General features: G+C 76.1%; 12 protein-coding genes. 7 read left to right on the forward strand and 5 right to left on the reverse strand.

The features are described from left to right. Position 1 precedes the first annotated feature (1 nt). Both OH807_RS35710 and OH807_RS35715 read left to right on the forward strand, forming a co-directional pair. Positions 2–778 (forward strand): enoyl-CoA hydratase-related protein, encoded by a 777-nt coding sequence (locus tag OH807_RS35710; RefSeq protein ID WP_406207852.1) that lies wholly within the window; start codon positions 2–4, stop codon positions 776–778. Further along, positions 775–2,088: a cytochrome P450 gene (locus OH807_RS35715; RefSeq protein WP_406207855.1), complete on the forward strand. Its 1,314-nt coding sequence runs from the start codon at positions 775–777 to the stop codon at positions 2,086–2,088. The genes OH807_RS35710 and OH807_RS35715 overlap by 4 nt, the downstream gene beginning before the upstream one ends. 127 nt (positions 2,089–2,215) lie before the next feature. Here the strand turns inward: OH807_RS35715 and OH807_RS35720 are convergent, their stop codons facing one another. From OH807_RS35720 to rfbD, 3 genes are read right to left on the reverse strand one after another with little or no spacing between them, the layout of a single operon-like run. Further along, positions 2,216–2,599: a DUF3224 domain-containing protein gene (locus tag OH807_RS35720; RefSeq protein ID WP_406207857.1), complete on the reverse strand. Its 384-nt coding sequence runs from the start codon at positions 2,597–2,599 to the stop codon at positions 2,216–2,218. A 16-nt stretch (positions 2,600–2,615) separates the two neighbouring features. Further along, positions 2,616–3,359, reverse strand: coding sequence for a TylF/MycF family methyltransferase (locus OH807_RS35725; protein WP_406207860.1), 744 nt, complete (start codon positions 3,357–3,359; stop codon positions 2,616–2,618). Continuing rightward, a complete protein-coding gene (rfbD, locus tag OH807_RS35730; RefSeq protein ID WP_406207863.1) occupies positions 3,349–4,218 on the reverse strand; it encodes a dTDP-4-dehydrorhamnose reductase in 870 nt (289 codons plus the stop codon). The genes OH807_RS35725 and rfbD overlap by 11 nt, the downstream gene beginning before the upstream one ends. A gap of 147 nt (positions 4,219–4,365) precedes the next feature. On the opposite strand from rfbD, the gene OH807_RS35735 reads away from it, so the two are divergent. The 5 genes from OH807_RS35735 to OH807_RS35755 all read left to right on the forward strand — a co-directional run bounded on the left by OH807_RS35735 (position 4,366) and on the right by OH807_RS35755 (position 22,529). Then, a complete protein-coding gene (locus OH807_RS35735; protein ID WP_406207866.1) occupies positions 4,366–5,229 on the forward strand; it encodes a DUF6039 family protein in 864 nt (287 codons plus the stop codon). Between the two features lie 14 nt (positions 5,230–5,243). Beyond that, entirely contained in the window at positions 5,244–6,029 is a 786-nt protein-coding gene (locus OH807_RS35740; RefSeq protein WP_406207869.1) for a DUF6039 family protein, read from the forward strand. A 153-nt stretch (positions 6,030–6,182) separates the two neighbouring features. After that, entirely contained in the window at positions 6,183–8,543 is a 2,361-nt protein-coding gene (gene fabD, locus OH807_RS35745) for an ACP S-malonyltransferase (protein ID WP_406207872.1), read from the forward strand. Between the two features lies 1 nt (position 8,544). Beyond that, on the forward strand, positions 8,545–21,570 hold the full coding sequence (locus tag OH807_RS35750) for an amino acid adenylation domain-containing protein (RefSeq protein WP_406207875.1): 13,026 nt from the start codon (positions 8,545–8,547) through the stop codon (positions 21,568–21,570). Further along, positions 21,567–22,529 (forward strand): TauD/TfdA family dioxygenase, encoded by a 963-nt coding sequence (locus tag OH807_RS35755; protein WP_406207878.1) that lies wholly within the window; start codon positions 21,567–21,569, stop codon positions 22,527–22,529. The genes OH807_RS35750 and OH807_RS35755 overlap by 4 nt, the downstream gene beginning before the upstream one ends. On the opposite strand, the gene OH807_RS35760 is transcribed toward OH807_RS35755, so the two are convergent. Continuing rightward, positions 22,516–23,463 (reverse strand): kinase, encoded by a 948-nt coding sequence (locus OH807_RS35760; protein WP_406207881.1) that lies wholly within the window; start codon positions 23,461–23,463, stop codon positions 22,516–22,518. The two genes, OH807_RS35755 and OH807_RS35760, sit on opposite strands and share 14 nt — an antisense overlap. Next, positions 23,460–26,666, reverse strand: a complete 3,207-nt coding sequence (locus tag OH807_RS35765; protein WP_406207884.1) for an amino acid adenylation domain-containing protein — start codon at positions 26,664–26,666, stop codon at positions 23,460–23,462. The genes OH807_RS35760 and OH807_RS35765 overlap by 4 nt, the downstream gene beginning before the upstream one ends. Positions 26,667–26,672 lie beyond the last annotated feature (6 nt).

The raw sequence follows: 26,672 nt of genomic DNA on the forward strand, positions 1-26,672 counted from the left end.
CATGGAGCACCGGACCCTGCGGGTCACCCGGCAGCGCGAGAGCCTGCGCGTCGTCATCGACCGGCCCGAGCGCAGCAACAGCATCAACGCGGAGCTGATGGCGGAGCTGCACGCCGTCCTGGACCAGGCCGAGGACGATCCCGACCTGCGGACGATCGTGCTGGAGGGCGCCGGCCCGGTGTTCTGCTCCGGGATGGACTTCGCCGACGCCGCCGGCAGCAACCGGGCCGGGGACGAGCTCGCCGTCCGCGGCGGGGAGGCCTTCTACGGGCTGCTCAAACGCTTCACCACCGTCCCCCGGATCGTGGTCAGCGTGGTGGACGGCCGGGTCACCGGCGGCGGCGTCGGCCTGGTGGCGGCCAGCGACTTCGTCTACGCCACGGGGCGCAGCAGCTTCGCCCTGCCGGAGGCCCTGTGGGGGCTCCTGCCGTGCTGCGTCACGCCCTTCCTCGTCCGCCGGACGGGCTTCCAGCCGGCCTACGCGATGACCATGAGCACGCTGCCGGTCACCGCCGCCCGGGCCGCCGAGATCCACCTGGTGGACGAGCTGCTGGAGGATGCCGAGCCCGCGCTGCGCCGGCTGGCGAGCCGGCTCGGCAAAATCGACCCGGGCGTGATCGGCGACGGCAAACGGTACTTCGGGCAGATGTGGCTCCCCGCCGAGGAGCTGGAGCGGACCGCCGTCGGCGAGTTCGCCCGGCTGATGTCCTCGCCCGTCGTCCAGCACCGCATCGACAACTTCGCGGCCCACCGACAGATGCCCTGGGAGACCCGGTGACAGGCACCCCCGACCACCCCGTCCCGCTGCCCGACGGCTCGGACCCCGACCCCTACCCCCGCTACGCGCAGCTGCGCGAGGCCGGTGAGGTGCACCTGGTGCGCGAGCCGACCGGCCTGTGCCGGTGGACCTTCACCGGCTACGAGCACGGCCGGCAGATGCTCGCCGACCCGCGCCTGACCAAGGACCCGCGCGCCGCCTGGGACCAGCTGCTCGCCGCCGGCTACGTCACCGGCGACGCGAAGACCGACCAGTACATGTTCCACCTGCTCAACGCCGACCCGCCGGACCACACCCGGCTGCGCGGCATGATCCAGCGCAGCTTCAGCCCGGGCCGGGCGGCCGCCCTGCGGCCCCGGGTCGAGAAGACCGTCACCGAGCTGCTCGACGCCCTCGACCCCACCCGCCCGGTGGACCTCATCGCCGACTACGCGCTCCCGCTGGCGGTCCGGATCATGGGCGAGATCCTCGGGGTGCCGACCGACGACTTCGACGACTACCACGTGTGGGCGTCCGCCGGGCTCACCCTGCCCGGGGCGGCCGGGGCGACCATGAGCCGGGCCGACGCGTACCGCGAGATGCGCCGGTTCTTCGCCGAGCTGATCGGCCGCCGCAGCGCCGAGCTGGCCGCCGAGCAGACGGCCGAGCAGGCCGCCGGGCGAGCCGCGGGGCCGGCCGGCGGGGAGCCCGGCGACGGGCAGCGGGCCGAACCCGACGTGCTCACCGGTCTGCTGCTCGCCCGACAGGCCGGCGACCCGCTCAGCGAGGAGGAGATGACCGCCCTGCTGATCTTCCTACTGAACACCGGTCAGGAACCCACCGTCAGCATGGTCGCCAACGGCGTCCTCGCCCTGCTGCGCCACCCCGCCCAGCTGGAGCTGCTCACCGCGGACCTCGGCCTGATGCCCACCGCGATCGACGAGTTCCTCCGCTACGACGGCTCGGTCGCGCTCTCCACCCTGCGGATCGCCCGCGAGGACATCGACGTGGACGGCACGGTGGTGCCGAAGGGCGCCATCGTCTCCGTGGTGATGAACTCCGCCGACCGCGACGGCCGGCGGTTCGAGCGCCCGGACGAGCTGGACGTCACCCGCTCGCCCAACCCGCACCTGGCCTACGGCCACGGCATCCACCGCTGCCTCGGGGTGCCGGTGGCCCGCATGATCGGCGAGACGGCCTTCACCGAGCTGCTCCGGCGCCACCCGCGCCCGGTGCTGGCCTGCGCGCCCGAGGAGCTGCGCTGGCGGCCGACCCGGGTGATGCGCGGCCTGGCCGCGCTGCCGGTGCTGCTCTCGCCGGGCGGTGCGTGACCGGACCGGCCGGACGGCCGGCCGGCGAGCCGGCTGACGGGCCCACGGCGAAGGGGCCCACGGTGAAGGGGGCGACGCGATGGCGTCGCCCCCTTCGGCGGTTCCCGTACGGGCCGGCCGGCCCGGCTCAGGAGAGGCTGAACTCCAGGGTGTAGTCGGCGTTCTCGTACCCGCCGGAGCCGCTCAGGCCGGTCAGCTCGCCGGCCCCGGAGCCCGGCACCACGTCCCACTGCACGTGGGCGCCGGTCGCGTCGAAGGTGCCGCGCAGCTGGAGCACGAACGAGCCGGAGCGGCCGCCCAGCTTGCCCTCGAAGCGCTGGGTGCCGACGAAGTGCGCCGGGCCCTCGACGGGGTAGGTGAGCAGCCAGTCGGCCCGGCCGCTGCCCTCCAGGTCACCCGTGAACGCGCCCTGCGAGTGGGCGCCGGCCTGCTTGGCCTGGCCGTCCGACTCGGCGAGCGACGTCTCCACCCAGTCGCTGACGTCCAGGGTGCCCTTGGCGGTGGTGGTCATGAAGTGGCCTTTCGGATCAGGAGGTTCGTCGCCAGTAGACGCCACAGTCGTCGATGCGGACGATCTCCTCGGTGACGCCGTGGGACTCACGGTAGTTGTGGACGGCCTCGCGGCACGCCGAAATGACGTAATCGTCGACGATGACGAAGCCGCCGACGGACAGCTTCGGGTAGAGGTGCACCAGCGCGTCCATGGTCGAACCGTAGAGGTCGCCGTCCAGCCGGAGCACGGACAGCCGCTCGATCGGCGCGGCGGGCAGCGTGGTCTCGAACCAGCCGGGCAGGAACCGCACCTGGTCGTCCAGCAGGCCGTACCGCCGGAAGTTCTCCTCGACCTGCGCCACCGGGACGGCCAGCACGTCGTTGAACCGGTCCAGCGCGATCGCCTGGTCCCGCGGGTGGCCCGCGGCGGAGTCCGGGATGCCCTCGAAGGAGTCGGCGACCCAGACCGTGCGGTCCTTCTGGCCGTACGCGGCGAGCAGCGCCCGCATGAAGATGGTCACCCCGCCGCGCCAGACGCCGGTCTCGATCAGGTCGCCGGGGACGTCGTCCGCGATCACCTGCTCGACGCAGGCCTGGAGGTTGTCCAGCCGGTCGAGCCCGACCATGGTGTGCGCCACCGAGGGCCAGTCCAGCCCGGCGGCGCGGCGGCCGGCGTCGAAGTCGGTGCCCGGGTGCCAGGCCACCTCGTGCGGCGGGTCCTGGTAGATCACGTTGGTCAGGACCCGCTTCATCAGGTCCAGGTACAGGTCAGCCGGCACGGCGCACTCCCAGGTACTCGTCGAGCGCCGCCTCCCACGGGCGGCGGATCCGGCGGGCGAACTCGGGGAGCTCGCCGGCCAGCGGTGTGTGGTGCGGGCGGGGCGCGGTGGTGGTGAACTGCTCCTCCACCGGCGTCACCTGCGCGTCGATGCCCAGGCGCTCCAGCACGGCCACGCAGAGCCGGTACCAGGAGGTGCTGCCCTGGTTGACCACGTGGTAGACGCCGCTGTCGGCCCCGTGGTGCAGCAGGTCGAGGACGGTGGTGGCAAGGTCGCCGGTGAACGTCGGGGACATCACCACGTTGTCCACGATCTTCAGGTCGTTGCCGGCGGCCGCCGCGGCGGCCACCCGGTCGACGAAGGAGGCGCGCGCCGTCGGGCTCACCGGCGGCGGCCCGAACAGGCAGGCCGTCCGCGCGATCAGGTGCCGGTCGCTGCCGAGCCTGGTCTCGTGCTCGCCCGCCAGCTTGGTGATCCCGTACGTCTGGACCGGCCGCGGCAGGTCGTCCGGCCGGTACGCCCGGGTGCCCTGCCCGTCGAAGACGAAGTCGGTGCTGATGTAGACCGGGACGGCCCCGACCTCGGCGCAGGACTGGCTCACCCAGCGCGGGCCGAGGGTGTTCACCGCGTACGCCCGCTCCGCCTCCTGGTCGCAGAGGTCGGCCGGCATCAGGGCCGCGGTGTTCACGCAGGCGTCGGGACGGACCTCCCGGACGGCCCGCCGCACCTGCTCCCGGTCGGTGATGTCGATCTCTCCGTGTCCCAGCGCCACCATCGAGGTGACCCGGGGGTCGGCCGCGGCCGTGGCCCGCATCGTGGTGCCGAGCAGGCCCTCGCATCCGAGCAGCAGAATTCGCATGGCTCCCCGCCTTCCGGTCAGTGCCCACAGCGTGGGCGAGAGGCGGTGAGGCGGTCTGCTCCAAACTGAGCAGCCCGCCTTCCGGGGCGTCCTCTAGCGTCACGGCCAGACGCCAGGCAAGGACGACGCGAAGGGACACGGCCGCTCATGAGCTTTCCGACAGTGCCGCCGGCACAGCACCAGAACCCGCTGCCGGCCGAGCAGCAGCTGCACACCGTGAACGCCAGGGTGGTCGTCGAGCGGGTCGCCCAGGTGCGGGCCGGCCACCGGGCCGAGGCGGTCGGGTTCGCCCGGGCCGCGGCGAGCCGGCTCAGCACCGAACAGCCGGGCGTCGCCGGGGCGTTCGTCTTCGAGGAGACCTTCGGCGTCAAGGACCGCCTGCACTACGTGATCCACCTCGACTCGCTCGCCGCCTACTACGAGCTGGTCCGCGTCCAGGACGAGGCCAAGGCCGAGCACGGTCCGGACGAGTGGAACCGGCTGTTCGTCGAGGGCAGCATCCGCGAGACCGTCCTGATGCCGCAGTTCTGGGGCATGTACGGCACCAAGGTCGACGGCGAGCTGGAGAAGCAGAGCACCGTCTACCGCGGTGACGGCCCGGTCATGCTGCCCCCGGCCCGCGAGCAGACCTCGCTGCCGCTGGACAGCATCCTGCACTCCGGCAACGCCGGCATCCTGATGCACCGCGTCGGCCAGATGGCCTCCGAACACCGCTCCGAGGCGCGGCAGTTCGGCCGGGTGGTGGCCGAGTCGATCAACCGGAACCTGCCCGGCGAGTGCACGGTCTTCGTGTACGAGGAGGCCTTCGGCCAGGCTGACCGGCTGCACTGGCTGATCCACCTCAAGGACATCAACACCTACATGCGGCTGATGGAGCTGCACGTCCGCGACGAGGACGTCCGCGACATCTACTTCCGGGAGTGGATCCCGGCCGAGAAGGGCGGCGGCACCTGGGCCGGCCTCTTCCTCGACGGCACGATGTCCGACGTTGCCATGACCCCGCTGCGCTGAGACCGGAGGCACCGATGGAACCCATGACCGACGAGCGCCGCGCCCAGATCGTCCCCGCCGCCGACCACCAGGCGCAGCTCGCTCCCGAGGCGCTGCTGCACTCCGGCAACGCCGGGGTGGTCGTCCAGAAGGTCGGCCAGCTCAAGTCCGAATTCCGCAACGAGGGGCGGATGTTCGCCCGCGAGGTGGCCAAGCACGTCAACGGGCGGCAGGCCGGGAACGCCACCGCCTACGTCTACGAGGAGAGCTTCGGCTACGAGGACCGGATCCACTTCCTCATCCACCTGCGCTCCCTGGACAGCTACTACGGCATGGTCGAGATGGGGGACCAGGACCGCGCCTTCCGGGAGTCCATCGCCAAGGAGCGCGTCCAGGAGGACAGCGGCGGCGGCGCCTGGGACCGGCTGTTCGTGGACGGCAGCGTGCGCTCCAACGTCCTGCTGCCGTGGGCCGGCCAGGCCGCCCCCGCGCTCCACTCGGCCAACGCCGGCATCGTGCTGCTCCGCTCGGCCCGGATCGGTCACGGCTTCCGCACCGAGGGCCGCCAACTCGCCCAGGAGATCGCCGACTCCGTCACCAAGGAGTTCGCCGGCGAGGCCGGCGTGACGCTCTGCGACGAGGCCTTCGGCGACGCCGACCGGGTGCACTGGCTGCTCCACCTCAAGGACCTCACCGTCTACGGCCGGCTCCGCGAGGTGCTGGCCGCCGAGGGCCGGCCGGGCACCTTCGTCGACGGCAGCCTGGTGGAGACCGCCCTCACCCCGCACCACTGGGGCCTGTACGCCACCCGTCAGGCCTAGGCGAAAGAGGGCCGGCCTAGGCCCCTCTTTCGGACCCAGAGCCTCGGGGAGTCCGTCCGTCGACCGGCCCGGCCGGCCCGCCCGGGCCCGGCCGGGTCGGTCGACGAGCCGGCCGCGCCACCAACCAGAACGTCCGGCGGGGGAGTTGACGCAATGACCGTGGTGTGGGTGTTTCCCGGGCAGGGTGCGCAACGCCCCGGCATGGGCGCCGACCTGTTCGACCGGTACCCGGAGCACGTCCGGCAGGCCGACGAGATCCTCGGCTGGTCCGTCCGGGCCGTGTGCCTGGAGGGCGCCGAGCCCGGGCTGAAGGACACCCGCTCGGTGCAGCCCGCACTCTTCGTGGTCAACGCGCTCGGTGCCCTCGCCCGCGCGGAGGCCTGCCCCCCGCCCGACTACTTGGCCGGCCACAGCCTCGGCGAGTACAACGCCCTGTTCGCCGCCGGGTGCTTCGACTTCGCGACCGGGCTCCGGCTGGTGCAGCGGCGCGGGGAGGTGATGGGCCGGGCCAACGGCGGCGGCATGGCCGCCGTGATCGGCCCCGACCCCGGCCGGCTCTCCGACCTGCTGGCGGAGGCCGGGATCGACGACGTCGACCTCGCCAACCGCAACTCGGCGAGCCAGGTGGTGCTGGCCGGCCCGCAGGAGGCGCTGCGCCGGGCCGCCGACGCGATCCGCGCGGCCGGCGCCGGGCGGTTCGTCCCGCTCCAGGTCAGCGCACCGTTCCACTCCCGCCACATGGCGGGCGCCGCCGCGGAGTTCGCGGCCTTCCTGGCCGGTGTCGAGATCGCCGACCCGGCCGTCCCGGTGATCGCCAACGCCACCGCGGAGCCCTACCGGGCGGGCGGGGTCAAGGAGTTGCTGGCCCGCCAGGTGTCCTCGCCGGTGCGCTGGTGGGAGAGCATGAGCCACCTGCTGGAGCGCGGGGTGGACGAGCTGGTGGAGATCGGGCCGGGCCGGGTGCTCACCGACCTCTGGGCGCAGGCCCGCAAGCAGCCGGCCGCCGTCGCTGCCGCCCCGGCCGTGGTCCCGGCCGGCGCCCCTGCCGTCCCGCCTGCCGCGCCCGCCCTGCCTGCCGCGCCCGCCCTGCTTGCTGCGCCCGCCGTGCCCGTCCCGCCCGCCGGGCCCGCCGTCGTGCCGGCCGTCGTCGTGCGGCCCGGGAGCCTGGGCAGTGCCGCCTTCCGGGCGGACTACGGGCTGCGCCACGCCTACCTGGCCGGCTCGATGTTCAAGGGCATCGCCTCGCCCGATCTGGTGGTCCGGATGGCGCGGGCCGGGCTGATGGGCTTCCTCGGCACGGGCGGGCTCCGCCCGGAGGAGGTCGACGCCGCGATCCGTGAGATCCGCGACCGGCTCGGCGACGACGGCCGGTTCGGGGTGAACCTGCTGGCCGCCCCGGACGACCCGGCGGCCGAGCGCGCCCTCGTCGAGCTGTACCTGCGCCACGGCGTCCGCCACGTCGAGGCCTCGGCGTTCACCGCCGTCACCCCCGCCCTCCTGCGGTACCGCTTCGCCGGTGCCCGCCGCGCCGCGGACGGCACCCCGGTGGCCGCCCGCCACCTGCTGGCCAAGGTCTCCCGCCCGGAGGTGGCCGCCGCCTTCATGAGCCCGCCGCCGCCCCGGATGCTGGAGCGGCTGGTCGCCGAGGGCGCGCTGACCGCGGCCGAGGCCGGGGCCGCGGCCCTGCTGCCGGTGGCCGGCGAGCTCTGCGTGGAGGCCGACTCGGGCGGCCACACCGACGCCGGGAACCCGTACGCGCTGATGCCCGCGATGCTGCGGCTGCGCGACAGCTGCGCGGCCGAGCACCGCTACCCGCAGCCGGTGCGGGTCGGCGCCGCCGGTGGCCTCGGCGCGCCCGGGGCGGTGGCCGCCGCCTTCGTACTCGGCGCCGACTTCGTGCTGACCGGCTCGGTCAACCAGTGCACGCCCGAGGCCGCCACCTCCGACGAGGTGAAGGACCTGCTGGCCACCCTCGACGTCCAGGACACCGCCTACGCCCCGGCCGGCGACATGTTCGAACTGGGCGCCCGCGTCCAGGTGGTGCGCCGCGGCACGCTCTTCCCGGCCCGCGCCAACAAGCTGCACCAGCTCTACCGGCAGTACGGCGGGCTGGACGAGATCGACCCGGCGACCCGCCGCACCATCGAGGAGCGCTGGTTCCGCCGCAGCTTCGACGAGGTGTGGGCGGAGACGGCCGCCCACCTCGGCCGGTACCGCCCCGAGGACCTCGCCCGGGCCGAGCAGAACCCCAAGGCGCGGATGGCGCAGGTGTTCCGCTGGTACTTCGTGCACTCCACCCGGCTCGCACTCGGCGGCACCCCCGACGAGCAGGTGAACTACCAGATCCACTGCGGACCGGCCCTGGGCGCGTTCAACCGCCTGGTGGCCGGGACGCCGCTGGCGCCGTGGCGCAACCGCCACGTCGACGCCATCGCCGAGCTGCTGATGACCGGTGCGGCCGAACTGCTCGACGGTTCGCTCCGCACCTGGACCCTTGCCAACCCGGGAGACTGACGTGCAGGACGACCGATCGACCGAGCGGCTGCTGCGCATCCTCGCGAGTGCGGTGCCGGACCAGGAAGTCACCCTGGACTTCGGGTGGCGCGAGCAGGGCCTGGAGTCCCTCGCGCTCACCCGGGTCTGGTTCCGGATCCGCAAGGAGTTCGGGGTGGACGTCCCGGTCTCCTGGCTGCGGCAGTGCCCGACCCCCGGTGACCTGCTGGCCCGGATCCGGGCCGAGGCGGCCCCCGGTGACGCGCCGCCGGAGAACGCCGACGGCGGCGCCCCCGCCGCTCCCGCTCCCGCTCCCGCCGGCGGCGCGGACGCCCGGTACGAGCCGTTCGCGCTGACCGACCTCCAGCAGGCCTACCTGGTCGCCAAGGATCCCCAGCTCGGCCCCGACCCGATCGGCTGCCACGTCTACCGGGAGTTCGAGGTCGACGACCTGGACGTGCCCGCGCTGGAGGCGGCCTGGCGGCGGGTGGTCGGCCACCACGAGATGCTGCGGGCGGTGATCACCCCCGACGGCCGCCAGCGCATCCGCCCCGAGAGCGAGACCGAGCGCGGGGACGGGGACGGGGACGGGGCCGGGGTCGGACCGCTGGCCGTCGGCGGGCCCGAGGACACCGCCGGCACCCGCGAACGCCTCTCGCACCGCCGCTACGCCCCCGGTGAGTGGCCGATGCACACCGTCGAGGTCTCCCACCGGCCCGGCGGCCGCTCCGTCGTACACCTGAGCATCGACGTCCTGTTCATCGACGGCCACGGCCTCGGCGTGATCCTCGACGACTGGTGGCACTGCTACCGCGACCCCGGGTACCCGCTCGCCCGCCCCGCCCTCACCGTCCGGGACTGCCTGCTCGACCTCGCCGCGCAGCAGCGCAGCCCGCAGTACCGGGCCGACCTGACCTACTGGACCGAGCGGCTGGCGGGCCTGCCGGACGGCCCGGACACCGTGGCCCCGCCCACCGCGCAGCCGCGCCGCACCGCACTGTCCGCGACCGTGGACGCCACCCAGTGGCAGGCCCTCGGCCGGCTCGCGGCCGCCTGGGACGTCTCGCCCACCGCGCTGGTGCTCACCCTGTTCGCCGAGGCCTTCGGCCGCCAGCGGGACACCCGCCCGCTCTCCTTCGTGCTGACCACCAACCACCGCTCCCGGCTGCCCGCCGAGGCCGAGGACCTCGTCGGCCCGTTCACCTCCAGCCTGGTCCTCGGCCTGCCCGACACCCTGGACCGCCCGCTGCCGGAGGCCGCGGCCGAGGTGCACCGACGGCTCTGGGAGGGCCTCGACCACACCGCCGTCTCCGGCGTCGCCGCGCTGCGGGCCGTCCGGGCCAAGGACCGCACCGCGCCGCCGCCCGCCCTGCCGGTGGTCTTCACCAGCCTGCTCGGCACCGGCCGGGCGGGCGCCGACGGCTTCGCCGGGGCCGTCCGGCACGCCGTCAGCCAGACCACCGGCGTCGCGCTCGATCACCAGATGTGGGAGCGCGACGGCGCGCTCCACCTGCGCTGGGACTGCGTCGCCGAGCAGTTCGCGCCCGGCGAGCCCGCCGTCCGCTTCGCCGCGTTCGTCAACGCCCTGCGCGCCCTCGGCGACCGGCCGCCGGAGCACCGCCCGCTCAACGAGCTCCAGCAGGCCTACTTCGTCCCCCGGGCGGTCTCCCGGCCCGCGCCGTGGGACGGCTGCCAGGTCCACCACACCTTCGAGGTGGACGACCTCGACACCGGCCGGCTGGAGGCCGCCTGGCTCCGCCTGGTCGCCGCCCACGACGTGCTGCGCACCGTCGTCACCCACGACGGCCGGCAGGCCGTCCACCCGGGCGTGCCGCGGGCCTGGGAGATCCCGGTCGTCGACCTCACCCGGCTCGACGACCCGGCGGCCTTCCTGCGCGCCCTGCCGGAGCGGATGGCCGGCCGGGCCCTGCCGCTCGGCCGCGGCCCGCAGTCCGAACTGCTCGTCACCCGCGGCCCGGCCGGCGCCCCGGCCGTCGTCCACCTCACCACCGACCTCACCGTGCTGGACGGCCGCAGCATCCACCAGCTCGTCCGCGAGCTGTTCCGGCTGTACGCGGATCCGGCCGCCGAGCCCGCCCCGGGCGGCGGGTACGCCGAGCAGCTCGCCGACCGCGACCGCCGCCGGCAGAGCCCCGACCGCCCCGCCCGGGTGGCGCACTGGCGCGACCGGGTCGAGGCGCTGCCGCCCGGCCCGGCCGTGCTGCCCGCCGGGGCGGACCGGCACCGGCGCCGCTTCGAGGGCCTGGTGACCGGCTGGGACGCCGTCCGGAAGGCCGCCGAGCGGGCCGGGCTCGGCCCCGACGACCTGCTGGCCGCCGCCTTCAGCGAGGCCCTGGCCGGGCACCACGCCGTCCCCTTCGCCCTGCCGGTGGTGCGCTGGACGGAGGGCTCCGCCCGCCTGCGGCCCGGTGAGTTCACCGCGCTCAGCTGGGTGACCAGGGCGGACGCCGGCCTCGGGCTGTGGGAGCAGGCGGCGGCGTTCCGCCGGGTGCTGGACGAGGACCGGGCCGCCGACGACGTCAGCGGCCTCGGCGAGCTGCGGCGGCGGGTGATGCGCGAGCGCCGCGACGGCGCCTTCGAACTCCCCGTCGTCTACACCGGGCTGCTGGACCTCGCCGACCGGCCGCTGCCCGCCGGCGTCCGCCTCGGCCCCTGGCTGACCTGCACCCCCGACGTGGCGCTCGACTGCATCGCGATCGACGAGGGCGACGTGCTGCGCTTCTACTGGGACGCCACCGAGGCGCAGTTCCCGGCCGGGCGGCTGGAGGCCATGTTCGCGCACTACCGTGACCTGCTCACCGGCCTCGCACTCGATCCCGATCCCGAGCCCGGTCCCCGGCCGGGGCCGGCCGGGTCGGACGTGGAGCCGGAGCGGGTGCCCGCCGCGCTGCCCCCGCACCTCGACCCCGAGCACGGGCGCCACACCCCGCCCGTCCCGTTCCGCGCCGACCGGCAGGTCCAGCGGCTCTTCGAGGAGCAGGCCGCCCTGCACCCCGAGGCCGTCGCGGTCCGCTGGACGGGCGGCACCATGACGTACGGCGAGCTGAACCGCCGGGCCAACCGGATCGCCTGGGCGCTGCGCGAGCAGGGCGTCGGCCCGGGCACCCCGGTCGGCATCAGCCTGCCGCGCGGCCCGGAGATGGTCGCCGCCGTGTACGGCGTCCTCAAGGCGGGCGGCTTCTACGTCCCGCTGGAGCCGGGCCTGCCCGCGGCCCGCGCCGCCGCGATCGTCGAGGAGGCCGGGATCGGCCCGGTGATCAGCACCGAGCCGCGGACGGGGTGGGCCCTGCCCCCCGGAGTGCGGTCCGTGCCGGCCGACGCACCCGGCCGCCCGGAGCACGACCCGGAGCCGGTGGGCGGCGTCGACGACACCGCCTACGTCATCTTCACCTCCGGCAGCACCGGAAAGCCCAAGGGCGTCTCCGTGACGCACCGCCCGCTGCTCAACCTGCTCGACTGGTGCGTGCGCACCTTCGGCTTCGGGCCGCAGGACGTCGGACTCTGCGTCACCTCGCTCGGCTTCGACCTGTCCGTCTTCGACATCCTCGGCCTGCTCGGCCACGGCGCCTCGCTGTACGTCGCCGACGAGCGCGAGCAGCGGGACCCGCACCTGCTGCTCGACATCCTGCTCCGCGAGCCGGTCACCTTCTGGAACTCCGCGCCGACCACGCTCAACCAGCTCGCGCCGCTCTTCCCCGGCCGGCTCGGCGCGCCGGGCACGGACACCCTGCGCCTGGTCTACCTGAGCGGCGACTACACCCCGCTGCCGCTGCCCGGTGAAGTCCGGCGGCTGTTCCCGGGGGCCCGGGTCGTCAGTCTCGGCGGGGCGACCGAGGCCACCGTCTGGTCCAACTGGTTCGAGGTCGGTGCGATCGACCCGGCCTGGCGCAGCATCCCCTACGGCCGCCCGATCGACAACGCCCGCTACTACATCCTCGACGAGCGGCTGCGACCCTGCCCGGCCGGCGTCGAGGGGGACCTGCACATCGGCGGCGACTGCCTGGCCCAGGGGTACCACGGGCAGCCCGGCCTCACCCGCGAGCGCTTCGTCCCCGACCCGTTCAGCGACCGGCCCGGCGCCCGGATGTACCGGACCGGGGACCGCGCGAGCTTCTTCCCGGACGGGGTGATCTGCTTCCTCGGCCGGGCCGACAGCCAGGTGAAGATCCGCGGTTTCCGGGTCGAACCGGCCGAGGTCGAGTACCGGCTGCGCTCCTGCCCCGGGGTGCAGGACGTGGTCGTGCTGGCCCGCGCCGACCGGACCGGCGACCGCCGGCTGGTGGCGTACGTGGTCGCCGCCGAGGGGGAGGGCGAGGGCGAGGGCCGGGCACCGTCGGTGGCCGAGCTGCGCCGGCACGCCGCGCAGACGCTGCCCGACTACATGGTGCCCAACGTGGTGGCCTTCGTGGACACCTTCCCGGCGACGGCCAACGGGAAGCTCGACCGCGAGGCGCTGCCCTGGCCGGTCGAGCCCGGCAGCACGCACCGCCTGGCTCCCGCCCCGGCCGATCCCGGGCCCGCCGCGGTGCCGGCCTCGACGGCCGTGCCCGGGCCGGCTCCTGCCGTCGCGCCGGCCGCGGGGCCCGTCGTGGACCGGGCCGCACTCACGGCGGAGCTGGCGGAGATCTTCGCCGAGCTGCTCGGGCTGGCCGGCGTCGACACCGCCGCCGACATCTGGGACCAGGGCGCCACCTCCTTCACCCTGGTGCAGGTCTCCGGGGTGCTGCAGCAGCGGTACGGGCGGCAGGTGCCGGTGTCGGCGCTGCTCGTCGACCCCACCGTCGCGGGCATCGCCACGGCGGTCGCGGAGCTGGTCGGCCCAGCAGAGCCGGCGCCTGCCGCGGTGCCTGCCGCCGCGCCCGTGCCGGCCCCGGCCGTTGTGCCCGCGCCGGTGCCCGCGCCCGTGGAGGTCGCCGCCGTCGCGGCTCCGGACGGGCCTCCGCGGGTGGACTTCTTCTCGGCCGCCGAGCGGGAGGCCTTCAAGCAGGCCCGCTGGGACTTGCGCCGCCCCGCGCCGGGCGAGCCCGTACTCCCGCTGGAGGGCGCCGCGGTGGCCGCCGAGCACTTCGGCTGGCGGTCCAGCCGGCGGGAGTTCGCCGCCGGGCCGGTGCCCGCCGCGGCCTTCGGCCGGCTGCTCGCCCTGCTCCGGGAGACCGAGGTGGGCGGCCGCCGCCGCCGGATGTACCCGTCGGCCGGGGACACCTACGCCGTGCAGGTCTACGTCCACGTCCGGCCCGGTGGTGTCGAGGGCGTGCCCGCGGGGCTCTACTACCACCACCCGGTCGAGCACGCGCTGCACCTGGTGAACGCGGCGCCGGAGCTGGACCGCTCGATGCACTTCGTTTACAACCGCCCGGTCTTCGACGCGGCCGGGTTCGAGCTGTACCTGTTCGGGCAGGACGACGCCGTCGCGCCGCTCTACGGGGCGGACGCCGAGCGCTTCGAACTGGTCGAGGCCGGCTACCTCGGCCAACTGCTGCTGCTGGGCCAGCCGTTCGCGGGTGTCGGGCTCTGCCCGGTCGGCACCCTGGCGCTGGACGGCCTGCGGGCGCAGCTCGGCCTCACCGACCGGCACCGCTACCTGCACGCGTTCCTGGGCGGCCCGCTCGACGACGCGGCGGGGGCGGCGGCAGCGGCGGTTGCGGCGGGGGGTGAACTCCCGCTCTTCGTCCGCCCGGTGGGCCAGCCGCAGGGCCTGCCGGAGGACCGCCTTCGGGACGGGGTGGCGGCGGTCCCGGCCCCGGCCGCCGCAGCCCCCGGCCCGGGGGAGCGGCCGGAGGTCGTGGTGGTCGGGGCGGCGGGCCGGTTCCCCGGCGCGGACGACCTCGACGCCTACTGGCAGAACCTCAGCCGCGGCGTCCGCTCCCTGGTGGCGGCGCCCGAGCGGCGGCGGGCGGACCTCCCGCCGAACGCGCCGCTCGGCGGCTACCTGGCCGACGTCGACACCTTCGACAGCCTGCTGTTCCGGGTGGCCCCCGCGGAGGCCGCCGGGCTCGACCCGCAGTTGCGGCTGCTGCTGCACGTCGTCCGGGAGTGCCTGGAGAACGCCGGGCACACCGCCGCGTCGTTGAACGCCGCCGGGCCGGTCGGGGTGTTCTGCGGGGCGATGTGGCAGGACTACCAGCACGTCGGCGCCGACCTGGCCCGCGCGGGCGGCGGCGCCACGATCTCGGGCACCGCCTCCGAGGCGGCGAACCGGATCTCGCACCACTTCGGCTTCGACGGCCCCAGCCTCGCGATCGACACCTCCTGCTCGTCCTCCCTGGCCGCCCTGCACCTGGCGGTCGAGAGCCTGCGCCGGGGCGAGTGCGAGGCGGCGGTGGTCGCGGCCGCCAACCTGCTCACCCACCCGTACCACCTCGACCTGCTGGCCGGGCTGGGCCTGCTCGCCGAGCGGCTGCCGGCCGGTGCCTTCGACACCGCCGCGCCCGGCTGGTCGCCGGGCGAGGGCGTCGCGGCCGTCCTGCTGCGCAACCGCCCGGCGGCCGACCGGGACGGCGACTCCGCCGTGGCCGTGGTCGAGGCGAGCCGGATCGGCCACCTCGGCGGGGCGGGCCGGTTCGGCACCCCGCAGGCGGGCCCGCTGGCCCGCTCGCTCACGGCGACTTTGGACGCCGCCGGGCTGCTGCCGGCCGACGTCGACTACGTGGAGTGCGCCGCGGCCGGCGCCCTGCTCGCCGACGCCGCCGAACTGGAGGCGCTCGGCCGGGTGTTCACCGGCGGCTCGGTCGTGGTCGGGACGGTCAAGCCCAACATCGGCCACCTGGAGGCGGCCGCCGGGCTCTCCCAACTGGTCAAGGTCCTGCTGCAGTTCCGGAACCGGCAGATCGCGCCGACGCTGCTCGCGGCCGCGCCCGGCGCGGTGCCCGGCCTGCCGCCGGAGATCCGCCCGGCCGGCCACCTGGCCTTCTGGCCGGGCACCGGCCCGGCCCGGGCGCTGGTGAACGCGGTGGGCGCCACCGGCTCCTACGGGCACGTGGTGCTGCGCGCGGCCGCGCCGGCCCCCGAGGCCGGACCGGCCGGGGGCACCGCCCGGTACGCCTTCCCGCTCTCCGCACAGACCGACGGGCAACTGGCCGACCTGGCAGGCCGGTTGCACCGGCACCTCGGTGCCGGCCCGGCCCCGGCGCCGGGCGACATCGCCCTCACCCTCCAGTCGGGCCGCGTGCACGGGGCGCGCCGGACGGTGGTCGGGGCGGCGACCACGGAGGAGCTGCGGGCTGCGCTGGACGCCGTCCACCGGGGCGCCGGGCCCGCCGCCGCCACCGATCCGGCGCTCGCCGCCTGGCTGGCCGGTGCGGAGATCGACTGGACGGCGTACCGGCCCGCCGGGGCCCGGCGGGTGCCGCTGCCCGGCTCGCCCGCCCGCGCCGAGCACCACGCCCGCCCGACGGCGGCCGGTGACCGACCCCGGGCCTCGCGCGCCGTCGAGTCGCGTTCGGAAGGCACGGTCGGCGTGTCGGCCGCGGTGACCGTACCGGTGCCCGGTGCGGCCTCCGCCGGGGCGCTCGCGTACCTGTCCGGCGTCTTCGCCGAGGTCTCGGGCGTGCCGCTGGGCCGGCTGGACCAGCACGCCCCGCTGGAGGACTACGGCCTCTCCTCGGCCCTGGTGGTGCAGTTGACCGCCCGGCTCGCCGCCGACCTCGGCGGCGAGGTGCCCAGCACCCTGTTCTTCGCCCACCGGGATCTCGCCGGGGTGGCCGGGGCGCTGGCCGCCCTGCCGGGGGCCGAGCGGTTCGGGCCCGCCGAACGGCCCGCTCCCGGTGCGTCGTCCGTTCCTGCCGTTCCTGTCGTCCCTGTCGCGCCCGCCGTTCCTGCCGCTCGCGCCGACGACGGCCGGATCGCCGTGGTCGGCCTCGCCGGCCGCTACCCGCAGTCCGACGACCTCGACGCCTTCTGGCAGCACCTGGTGGCCGGCCGGGACCTCGTCACCCCGCTCCCGGAGGGCCGTCGCCGGCCCGGGGACGGCGCGGAGGAGATGATCGGCGGCTTCCTGGACGACGTCGCCGGCTTCGACCCGCTGTTCTTCGGCATCACCCCGCGGGCCGCCGCGGCCATGGACCCGCAGGAGCGGCTCTTCCTGCAGACCGCCTGGCACGCGCTGGAGGACGCCGGCTGGACGAGGGCGCGGCTCCGGGAACGGCACGGCGGGCGGGTCGGCGTCTTCGTCGGCTCGATGTACAACGAGTACCCGATCCTCGGGGTGGCCGCCGGCCGGCCGGTCGGCTCCGCCATCGCCGGGATCGCCAACCGGGTGTCGTACGTCCTGGACCTCAACGGGCCGAGCCTGACGGTGGACACCATGTGCTCGTCCTCGCTCACCGCGCTGCACCTGGCGGTGACGGCGCTGCGGCGGGGCGAGTGCGAGGCGGCCCTGGTGGGCGGGGTCAACCTCTCCCTGCACCCGAACAAGTTCGCCGCGCTGCGCGAGCTCGGGATGGCCTCGACCGACCACCGCTGCCGCAGCTTCGGGGCGGGCGGTGACGGCTTCGCGCCCGGCGAGGGGGTCGGCGCCGTCCTGCTCAAGCCGCTCGCCCGGGCCCTCGCGGACGGCGACCGGATCCACGCCGTGGTGCTCGGCACGGCCGTCAACCACGACGGGAAGACCAACGGCTACACCGTGCCCAACCCGGTGGTCCAGGGCGAACTGGTCCGCGCCGCCCTGGCGGACGCCGGCGTCGGCCCGGCGGACATCGGCTACCTGGAGGCCCACGGCACCGGCACCCCGCTCGGCGACCCGATCGAACTCGACGGCCTGGCCCGGGCGTTCACCCCGGACGGAACGGACGGAACGGACGGCCCCGGTGCTGCTCCCGCGCCCGGCCACTGGCCGATCGGCTCGGTCAAGTCGGGCATCGGCCACCTGGAGGCCGCCGCGGGCATCGCCGGGCTGACCAAGGTGCTGCTGCAGTTCCGCCACAGCACGCTGGCCCCCTCGCTGCACGCCGCGGAGCTCAACCCGCACATCGACTGGGCGCGCAGCCCGTTCCGCGTTCAGCGCGAGGCCGCCCCCTGGCCGGCCGACCGGCCGCGCCGGGCCGGGATCAGCTCCTTCGGCGCCGGCGGCACCAACGCGCACGTGGTGGTCGAGGACCACCCGGCGCCGCCGCCGGCACCCGCCGTGCCGGGCCCCCAGCTGGTCGTGCTCTCGGCCCGGACCGAGGAGCAGCTGCGCCGGCTCGCCGAGCGCTGGACGGCCCTGCTGCGCGGTGCGGCCGGCCGGACGACGGAGCGGGCCCCGCTCGACCTGGCGGACCTCGCCCACACCTCCCAGCTCGGCCGGGAGGCGATGCGCGAGCGGCTTGCGGTGCTGGCGGCGAGCCCGGCGGAGCTGCTCGACCGGCTGGAACGGCACCTGGCGGCGGCGGAGCACCCGGCGGTGTTCCGCGGCCGGGCCGGTGCCGGGGCGGGGCAGGGCGGCGAACCCGGACCGGCGGCGGACCTCTCGGACCTCGCCCGGCACTGGGTGCAGGGCGGCGCCGTCGACTGGGCGGCGCTGCACCCCGGCCCGCGCCGCGTCGCGGACCTGCCGGGCTACCCGTTCGCGGCGCTGCCGTGCTGGGTCGAGGCCGGCCCGGTGCTGCCGGCCGCCGCGCCCGTACCCGTACCCGAACCCCTGCCCCGGCCCGAACCCCTGCCCCGGCCCGAGCCGGGCGCCGGTCCGCGGCCGGCGGCCGCCGCGCCGGCCGAACAGCCGGCCCGGGTACCGCTGCTGGCCCGCGAGTGGCAGCCCGACCCGGCCGCCCCTGCCGCCGCCCCCACCACCGAGGGCGCCGGCGGCACGGTGCTCTGCCTGCTCGCCGACGACCGGCCGGGCCTGGCCGAGGCCTTCGCCCCGGCCCGGCTGGTGACCCTGCGCCAGGGCGTGGACTTCACCGACGCCGGCAGTGCCCGGACGGCCGTCCGCGCCCTGCTCGACCGCGCGTCGCTCGACCGGGCCCCGGTCACCGGCCTGCTCGACCTGTGCGCCCTCGCCGAGGATCCGGCGGGGGAGCGGGACGACGGCCCCTGGACGGCCCGGCTGGTGATCCTGCAGCAGGTCCTCGCCGCCCGCCCGGCGGCCGGCTTGCGGGTGCTGCAGGTGACCGGCGGCCTGTTCGGCCCGGCCGGTCCTGGTCCCGGCCCCGACCGGCGCGGCGCCCGGCTGGCCGGGTTCGTCCGCCAGCTCGGTGCCGAGCACCCGTGGGTGCGGGCCACCGTGCTGGACACCGACCGGCCGGAGCGGTCGGAGGAGCTCCGGGCGGTCTGGGACAGCCCCGGGCCGTACGGGGAGGCCTGCCTGCGGTCCGGGGCGCGGCTGCGGCCGGTCCTGGTACCGGCACCCGCCGCGACCAGGCGCTGGGAGCCCTCCCCGGAGCGGGTCTACCTGGTCACCGGCGGCACCCGCGGGCTCGGCGCGCTCACCGCGCGGCACCTCGTCCGGCGGGGCGCCCGCCGGATCGCGGTGCTGGGCGTGCGCCCGCTGCCACCGCGGCACACCTGGACGGCGGGCGGCCTGAGCGCCGCCGACGCCGAGGCCGTCGCCGGGATCCGCGAGCTGGAACGGCTCGGCGCCCGGGTGATGACCCACACCGGCCGGCTCGACGACCGGGCCGGGCTGGCGGCCTTCCTGGCCGACGTCCGGACGGCGCTCGGGCCGATCGGCGGTGTCGTGCACTGCGCCGGCCGGGGCAGCACCGGGCCCGCGCCCTTCCTGCAGAAGGACCTCGACGGCATCCGGGCCGTACTGGAGCCCAAGGGCGACGGCCTGGACGCCCTGCTGGAGCTCACCGGGGGCGATCCGCTGGAGTTCCTGGTGCTGTTCTCCTCGGTGAGCGCCGCCGCGCCGGCCCTGGCCGCCGGGGTCGCCGACTACGCCGCCGCCAACGCCTACCTGGATCTGGCGGCCCGCCACCACCCGCAGGCCCGTGCGGTCCGCTGGCCGGTCTGGCGGGACACCGGCGGCGGCACCGGCCGGCCCGACGCCGCGGCCGGGATCGGCCTGGACGCCCTCGGCGACGAGGCCGGGCTGGCGGTGCTGGACGACGTTTTGGACGGCCCGGGAGCGGTGGTCCTGCTGCCGTGCCCGGCCCGGCCGGGCGGGGCGGCCTTCGACCCGGACACGGTGCTGCACGCGAACCGGCCGGCCCGGCCCGCGCCCGCCCGCCCGGCGGGCGGCCCGGCGCCGGACCGGGCCGGGGCGGTGGAGGCACCGGGCGCCCCCGGGTGGCTGGTGGAGCTGTTCGCCGGTGCGCTGGCCACCCCGGTCGAGCAGCTCGAGTGCGACGCCGACTTCGCCGACCTCGGGGTGGAGTCCGTCCTGCTGGCGGAGCTGGTCACCCGGATCGAGGCCGCCACCGGGCGCCCGCTGGAGCCGACCGCCCTGTTCGACCACCCGACGCTGGACCGCCTCGGCGCCCACCTGACCGCGATCGGCGCGGCTGTCGCACCGGCCGTCCCCGCCGCCGTCGCGCCCGCCCCGGCGGTCCCTGCCCCCGTCGCCCCCGTCCCCGACCCCGAGGGGCCCGACGGTCCCGGCGGCCGCCGGGGCGAGCGGATCGCGGTCGTCGGGGTGGCCTGCCGCTTCCCCGGCGCCCCCGACCTGGACGCCTTCCGGCAGCTGCTGCGCACCGGCGGCTGCGCCGTCACCGAAGTCCCGCCCGGCCGCTGGGACACCGACCGGCTGTACCGGCCGGAGCGCGCGCCCGGGCGGAGCATCAGCAAGTGGGGCGGCTTCGTCGACGGGCTGGAGGACTTCGACCCGGAGTTCTTCGGCATGCCGGACGGCGAGGCCCGCGACCTCGACCCGGCGATCCGGCTGACCATGGAGGCCACCGCGGCCTGCCTGCGGGACGCCGGCTACCGGGACGAGGAGCTGCGCGGCGCCGACGTCGGGATCTTCATGGGGGCCCGGATGTCCGGTTACCGCCGCCGGATCGGCCTGGAGCGCGCGGCCGGCGGGCTCGGCGGCGACCAGAACTTCATCGCCGCCCGGATCGCCCACCAGTACGACTTCCGCGGCCCCGCGCTGGTGGTCGACAGCGCCTGCTCCTCGGCGCTGGTCGGCGTCCAGGCGGCGATCCGCAGCCTGCGCGCCGGCGAGTCCGAACTCGCCCTGGCCGGCGGGGTGGAGGTGCTCCTCGACGAGGAGCCCTACCTGGAGTTCAGCGTGGCCCGGGCACTGTCCCCGCGCGGGCGCTGCGCCACCTTCGACAAGGACGCGGACGGCTTCGTCCCCGGCGAGGGCTGCGGCGTGCTGCTGCTCAAGACGCTGGAACGCGCGCTGGCCGACGGGGACCGGATCCACGCCGTGCTGGACGCGGTGGCCGTCGGCAACGACGGCCGCACCATGGGCCTCACCACGCCCAACCCGGTCGCCCAGGCCCAGGTGGTGCGCCGGGCCCTGGCCCGGGCCGGTGTGCGGGCCGAGCAGGTGGGCCTGCTGGAGGCGCACGGCACCGGCACGATGATCGGCGATCCGATCGAACTCCGGGCGCTGACCGAGGTGTTCCGCGAGCAGACCGCGCGGACCGGGTTCTGCACGATCGGCAGCGTGAAGTCCAACCTCGGGCACCTGCTCAGCGCGGCCGGCATCGCGGGCCTGATCAAGGCCCTGCTGGCGGTGGAGCACGGGGAGATCCCGCCGACGCTGTTCTGCGACCACCCCAACCCGCGCTTCGACTTCGCCGCCTCGCCGTTCGTCCCCGGGACCACCCTGCGGGAGTGGACCGGCGAGCGGGTCGCCGGGGTGAGCGCCTTCGGGCTCGGCGGCACCAACGCGCACGCCGTCGTCTCCCGTGCCCCGGCCGTCCGGCCCCGGCGCACGCCGTTGCCGGCCCCGGTGTTCCACCGCCGCCGCCTCTGGTGGGACCGCCCCGACGCCGCCCCGGCACCGACAGCGGCCACCGCTGCCCCGCCCGCCGCGCCCACGGCCGCACCCGCCGCCGCGCCCGCCGCCGCGCCCGCCGCCGCGCCCACCGGGACGGCCCGGCTGGTCGCCTCGGTGCTCGACCTCGACTTCCGCTCCCACGGAAAGGCCGCAGTATGACGACGTTCGAGCTCACGGTGGCCCCCGGCCGCCCGCCGGTGGCCCGGATCACCGGCACCGTCGACGACCTCGGCGACCACCGGGCCGCGGTCGACGCGGTGGTCGCCGAGCACGGCGCGGTGCTCCTGCGCGGGCTGCGCCTGCCCGGTCTCGACGCCGCCGAGCGGGCCGTCCGCGCGGTCTGCACCGCACCGATGGCCGAGTACGAGCCGTTCGCGCCCCGCACCGAGCACCGGCCCGGCCTGTACTCCGCCACCGAGTGGCCGCCCGACCAGCCGATGTGCATGCACCACGAGCTCAGCTACGCCCGCACCGTGCCGTCCCGTCAGGTGTTCGCCTGCCTGACCGCCCCGGAGCAGGGCGGCGCGGTGGCGCTCGCCGACGGCGCCGCCGTCCTGCGCGGCCTGCCGGCCGGGCTGGTGGAGCGCTTCGAGCGGCACGGCTGGGAGCTGCTCCGCAGCCACAACGGCGCGGTCGGCGTCGACTGGCGCACGGCCTTCGCGACCACCGACCGCGCCGAGGTGGAGCGGTACTGCAAGGAGAACGGCATCGGCTGGACGTGGGGCCCGCAGGACACGCTGCGCACCACCCGGCTCCGGCCCGCGGTGCTGCGGCACCCCGCGACGGGGGAGCGGATCTGGTTCAACCAGATCGCCTTCCTCAACGAGTGGACGATGGACCCGGTCGTCCGCGAGTACCTGGCCTTCGAATTCGGCCCGGACGGGCTGCCGTTCACCACCCGCTGCGGGGACGGCAGCCCGCTGGACGCGGCCACCGTCGACCTGATCAACGCCGTCTACGACGCCCACACCGTCCGCGAACCGTGGCAGGACGGCGACGTCCTGGTGGTGGACAACCTGCGCACGGCACACAGCCGGGACCCGTACCAGGGCGAGCGGCAGGTCGCCGTCGCCCTGGCGGATCCCGTGGCGGTGCCGGCCGGCGTCAGTCGAAGCTGAGCGAGCGGTACAGCGAGACGTCCGGGCTGATCCGCGAACAGGCCCGGACGGTCGCCGAGATGCGCTCCACGTACCGGGGGTCGGCGGGGTCCAGCAGCACCCCGAGCATGGTGCCGCTGTGCGCCGCCACCACCCCGAGGGCGCCGACCTGTTCGCAGACCCGCAGCACCTCGCCCAGGGTGCGCTTGGGCCACAGCGCCTGGTTCAGCTCCGCGCTGCGGGTGGCCACCGCGCCCACCTCGGCGAGGTCCCGCCCGGCGACCGCCCGGGTGAGCCGGGCGAGCAGGCCGGCGTACTCGCGCCGGTCCGCCGCGGTGTAGGGCTTGGCGATCCGGTTGAACGCCACGGTGTCCACCGTGCCGCCCTCGTCCAGGCCCACCACGGTCATCGTCGGCAGCGAGCCGAGGCGGGCGCGGAGCCGCACCCGGCGGTGGTCGAAGGCGACCACCCCCGGGTACAGCACGCCGTCCGTCGGCTCGATCCGGCGCAGCAGGTCCTCCAGCCGGGCCGGCGGCAGGTCGAGCCCGACGGCGTTGGCGACCGCGCGGGCGGTGGCGACGAGGTCGGCGGAGGAGCTGGCCATGCCCTTGCCCTCGGGGAGGCTGCTGTCGACGGTGAGCAGGCCGCCGCCGGGCGCACCGGCCGCGGCGAGGACCATCTCGGCCATCCGCCGGGCCTTGCCCTTGTGCGCGGGCCGCACCTCCACGCCGGTGCGGCCCGGCTCCACCCGGAAGGTGGACATCGTCCAGCGGGCCACCGGCAGGGTGACCAGGAAGTCGGCGTCGGGCTCGGGCAGCATGCCCTGGAGCAGCTCGCCGAACGTCCCGAAGCAGGTGCTGACCCCGGTGGCGCCCCGGTACGGGACCGGGGCGCCGGCCGGGGCCGGCACGGCGGGCGCGGCCGGTCCGGCGGGCGCGGCCGGTCCGGCGGTCATCCGCGTCCGGCCTGCGGGCACCGGGCGGCGACCAGCGCCGCCACCTCCGCCGCCCGGGTGCGGGCGAAGTAGTGGCCGCCCTCCTCCAGGCGGTGCAGGGCGACGCTGTCGGCGGCCCGCTCCCAGAGCTTGTACCGCTGGGCGGGCTCCCGGGTGGTCGGGTCGTCCTCGGCCACCACCACGTCGACCGGGGTGGCGGCCAGCCGCGGGCGCTCCGGGCCCTCCTGGAGCTCCAGCAGGTAGTCGTTGGTCGAGCGGACGTCGTGCCGGTAGGCGCCGCTGACCAGGTCGGACCGCTCGGACTTGAGCAGGTCGAGCTCGACGTACGCGCTGTCCTCCTGGAGGCGGGCGGTGATCCGCCGGTTGTCCAGGGCCGTCACCTCGGCGCTCTCCCGGCGCAGTTCGGCCGGCTCGTCGAGCAGCAGGGCGGCCAGGAACAGCCGGGCGGCGGGCCGGCCTGCGGCCTCCAGCTGCCGGGCCAGTTCGAGCGCGTACGCCGATCCGGCGCAGTGGCCCCAGAGCAGGACGGGGCCGTCCGGGAGTTCGCGCAGTGCCCGGCGGGCGACCTCGGTGACGTCGGCGTACGGCTCGTCGGGGCGGCCGAGGTCGTGGCCGGGCAGTTCGACGGCGGACACCGCGATCCGGGCGGGGGCCAGCTCCCGGGCGAGCTGCTGGAAGTTGACGGCGTTCCCGCCCGCGTACGGGAAGCAGAGCAGCGTGGCGCGGGTGTCGCCGTCCGGCACGGTCAGCCGCTGCACGATCTCGTCGTCACCGGCCGGCCGCTGCACGGTCTCGTCGCCGCCGGCCGGCCGGGCCGTCCCGGCGGCGGCCGCGTCGATGGCGGCGGCGAGGTCGCGCAGGACGGGGCGGGCCACCAGGTCGCGCAGCGACACCAGCCGTTCGAGCCGGACCACCAGGCGGACGGCGGCCAGCGAGGTGCCGCCCAGCCGGAAGAAGTCGTCGTCCCGGCCGATCCGGCCGACCAGCACGTTCAGCACCTCGGCCCAGGCGGTGGCGAGCCGCCGCTCGGTGCCGGTGGCGGGCGGCACGTACGCGGCGAGGTCCTGGCCCAGCTCGGCGGCGCGGGAGGCGAGCAGCTTCCGGTCGGTCTTGCCGTTCTCGGTGAGCGGGAGCGCGTCGAGCCGGTGGAAGTAGGACGGGATCATGTAGTCCGGCAGGGCGGCGGCCAGGAAGTCCCGCAGGTCGGCGGGTTGCAGGCCGTCGGCGCCGGTGTGGAAGGCGACCAGGTGCCGGTCGGCGTCGCCGGTGCCGGCGATCACCACCGCGGCCTCGGCGACCCCGGGCATCTGGAGCAGCCGGTTCTCCACCTCGCCGGTCTCGATCCGGAAGCCCCGGACCTTCACCTGCTGGTCGCGCCGGCCGAGGAACTCGATGGTGCCCTCGGGCAGCCAGCGGCCGTAGTCGCCCGTCCGGTAGAGCCGGGTGCCCGGCCGGTAGGGGTCGGTGGTGAAGGCCTGCGCGGTGCGCTCCGGGTCGTTGATGTAGCCGCGGCCCACGCTCACGCCGGCGAAGGCGATCTCGCCGGGGGCGCCCAGCGGGACGGTCCGCAGCCGCTCGTCGAGGATGTAGGTGCGGACGTTGCGCAGCGACCGGCCGACGTTGACCACCGCGAGGTCGCGCTCGGGCACGGCGTCCAGCACGGCGTGCATGGTGTCGTCCGACACCTCGGTCGCGCCGTACGCGTTGACCAGCGGGATGCCCGGCAGGGCGGCGAACCAGCGCTTCACCAGGCTGACCTTCAGGGCCTCCCCGGTGACCGAGACGATCCGCAGGCCGGGCAGTGTCCGCGGGCGGGCCTCCAGGTTGGCGAGCAGCACGTCGAGGTAGGAGGGCACCAGCTGGGCGACCTGCACGCCGCCGGAGGCCAGCAGCTCGACGAAGCCCTCCACGTCCAGCTGCGCGGCGGTGTCGACGATCAGCGTGGAGCCGCCCACCAGCAGCGGGGCCAGCACCTGCCAGAGCGAGATGTCGAAGCACTGCGAGGCGGTCTGGGTGACGACGTCGCCCTCGGTGAGCCCGAGGTCGTCGATCTTCGCGTAGAGGTGGTTGAGCATGCCCTCGTGCTCGCACATCGCGCCCTTGGGGGCGCCGGTCGATCCCGAGGTGAAGTAGATGTAGGCGAGCTGCCCGGGCCCGGCCGGCCGGTCCGGGCGGCCGCGGTGCGGTGCGGCGAGGGCCTGGGCGGCGAGGACGGTGCGGCACTCCCGCCCGCTCTCCGTGACGGCGGCCCGCAGCACCGCCTCGGAGCCGGCCGCGGTGACGGCGAACCGGCAGTCGCTGCGTTCCAGCTGGTTGGCCAGCCGGCCGGCCGGGAAGTCCGGGCGGACGGGCAGGTAGACCCCGCCGGCCTTGAGCACGCCGAGGGTCGCGGCCACCCATTCGAGGGTGCGGTCCATCACGACGGCCACCACGTCCTCGGTGCCGAGGCCGCGGTCGAGCAGCGCGCGGGCGATCCGGTCGGCCCGCTCGTCGAGCTCGCGGTACGTCCAGCGCCGGCCGCCGTGCGCGGCGGCCGGCGCGTCGGGCCGCAGCCGGGCCTGCTCCTCGAAGAGTTCGACGAACAGCGGCCCGGGCAGCGGCCGCTCCGGCCCGCCGAGGCCGGTCAGCTGGAACTCCTGCTCCTGCTCCGACAGCAGGCTCTGCTCGTGGTGCGCCGCGTCGGGGTCGGCCGCCAGCAGGGTGAGCGCGGCGAGGTGGTAGCCGGCCAGCCGCTCGGCGTGGCCGGCGGTCAGGACGGCGTGCCGGTACGTCAGGGTGATGGTGAGGTCGGCGTCGTAGTGCAGCACGTAGGCGGCGTCGGGCTCCGGCTCGCCGTCGGCGTCGGTGCGCAGGTCGAGCCAGGTCTCCGGGGCGGCGTCCACCGGTTCGGCGAGGGCGCGGTCCGCCACGGCGACCAGCTCGCGCCAGCTGCCGTCGGCGGGTTCGGCCGCGTGCGCGGTGGGCCCGGCCTTGGTGCGCCGGCCGGTGACCAGCGACCGTTCGGAGGTGACGGCGCCCAGCACCTTGAGCTGGGCGGCGAACAGCAGGACGGTCAGGTCGACGTCGAGCTCGTCGGCCCGGGCGCACAGCGCGTCGGCCAGGGCGGCCGGCAGGGCCGCCCGGTGCCGGCCGAAGCCGGGGCCGGGGTCGGCGCCGGCGATCGTCCACCGCGGGACGGCGGTGCCTCGCTGGGTGTCGGTCATCGGGGA

The organism is Kitasatospora sp. NBC_01560 (assembly GCF_045208415.1).
Taxonomy (GTDB): domain Bacteria; phylum Actinomycetota; class Actinomycetes; order Streptomycetales; family Streptomycetaceae; genus Kitasatospora.

What these genes read in the sequence shown, in the direction of transcription:
- OH807_RS35710 (WP_406207852.1), top strand. Translation starts at nt 2, where the DNA reads ATGGAGCACCGGACCCTGCGGGTCACCCGGCAGCGCGAGAGCCTGCGC.
- OH807_RS35720 (WP_406207857.1), bottom strand. Translation starts at nt 2,599, where the DNA reads ATGACCACCACCGCCAAGGGCACCCTGGACGTCAGCGACTGGGTGGAG.
- rfbD (WP_406207863.1), bottom strand. Translation starts at nt 4,218, where the DNA reads ATGCGAATTCTGCTGCTCGGATGCGAGGGCCTGCTCGGCACCACGATG.
- OH807_RS35735 (WP_406207866.1), top strand. Translation starts at nt 4,366, where the DNA reads ATGAGCTTTCCGACAGTGCCGCCGGCACAGCACCAGAACCCGCTGCCG.
- OH807_RS35740 (WP_406207869.1), top strand. Translation starts at nt 5,244, where the DNA reads ATGGAACCCATGACCGACGAGCGCCGCGCCCAGATCGTCCCCGCCGCC.
- fabD (WP_406207872.1), top strand. Translation starts at nt 6,183, where the DNA reads ATGACCGTGGTGTGGGTGTTTCCCGGGCAGGGTGCGCAACGCCCCGGC.
- OH807_RS35755 (WP_406207878.1), top strand. Translation starts at nt 21,567, where the DNA reads ATGACGACGTTCGAGCTCACGGTGGCCCCCGGCCGCCCGCCGGTGGCC.
- OH807_RS35760 (WP_406207881.1), bottom strand. Translation starts at nt 23,463, where the DNA reads ATGACCGCCGGACCGGCCGCGCCCGCCGGACCGGCCGCGCCCGCCGTG.
- OH807_RS35765 (WP_406207884.1), bottom strand. Translation starts at nt 26,666, where the DNA reads ATGACCGACACCCAGCGAGGCACCGCCGTCCCGCGGTGGACGATCGCC.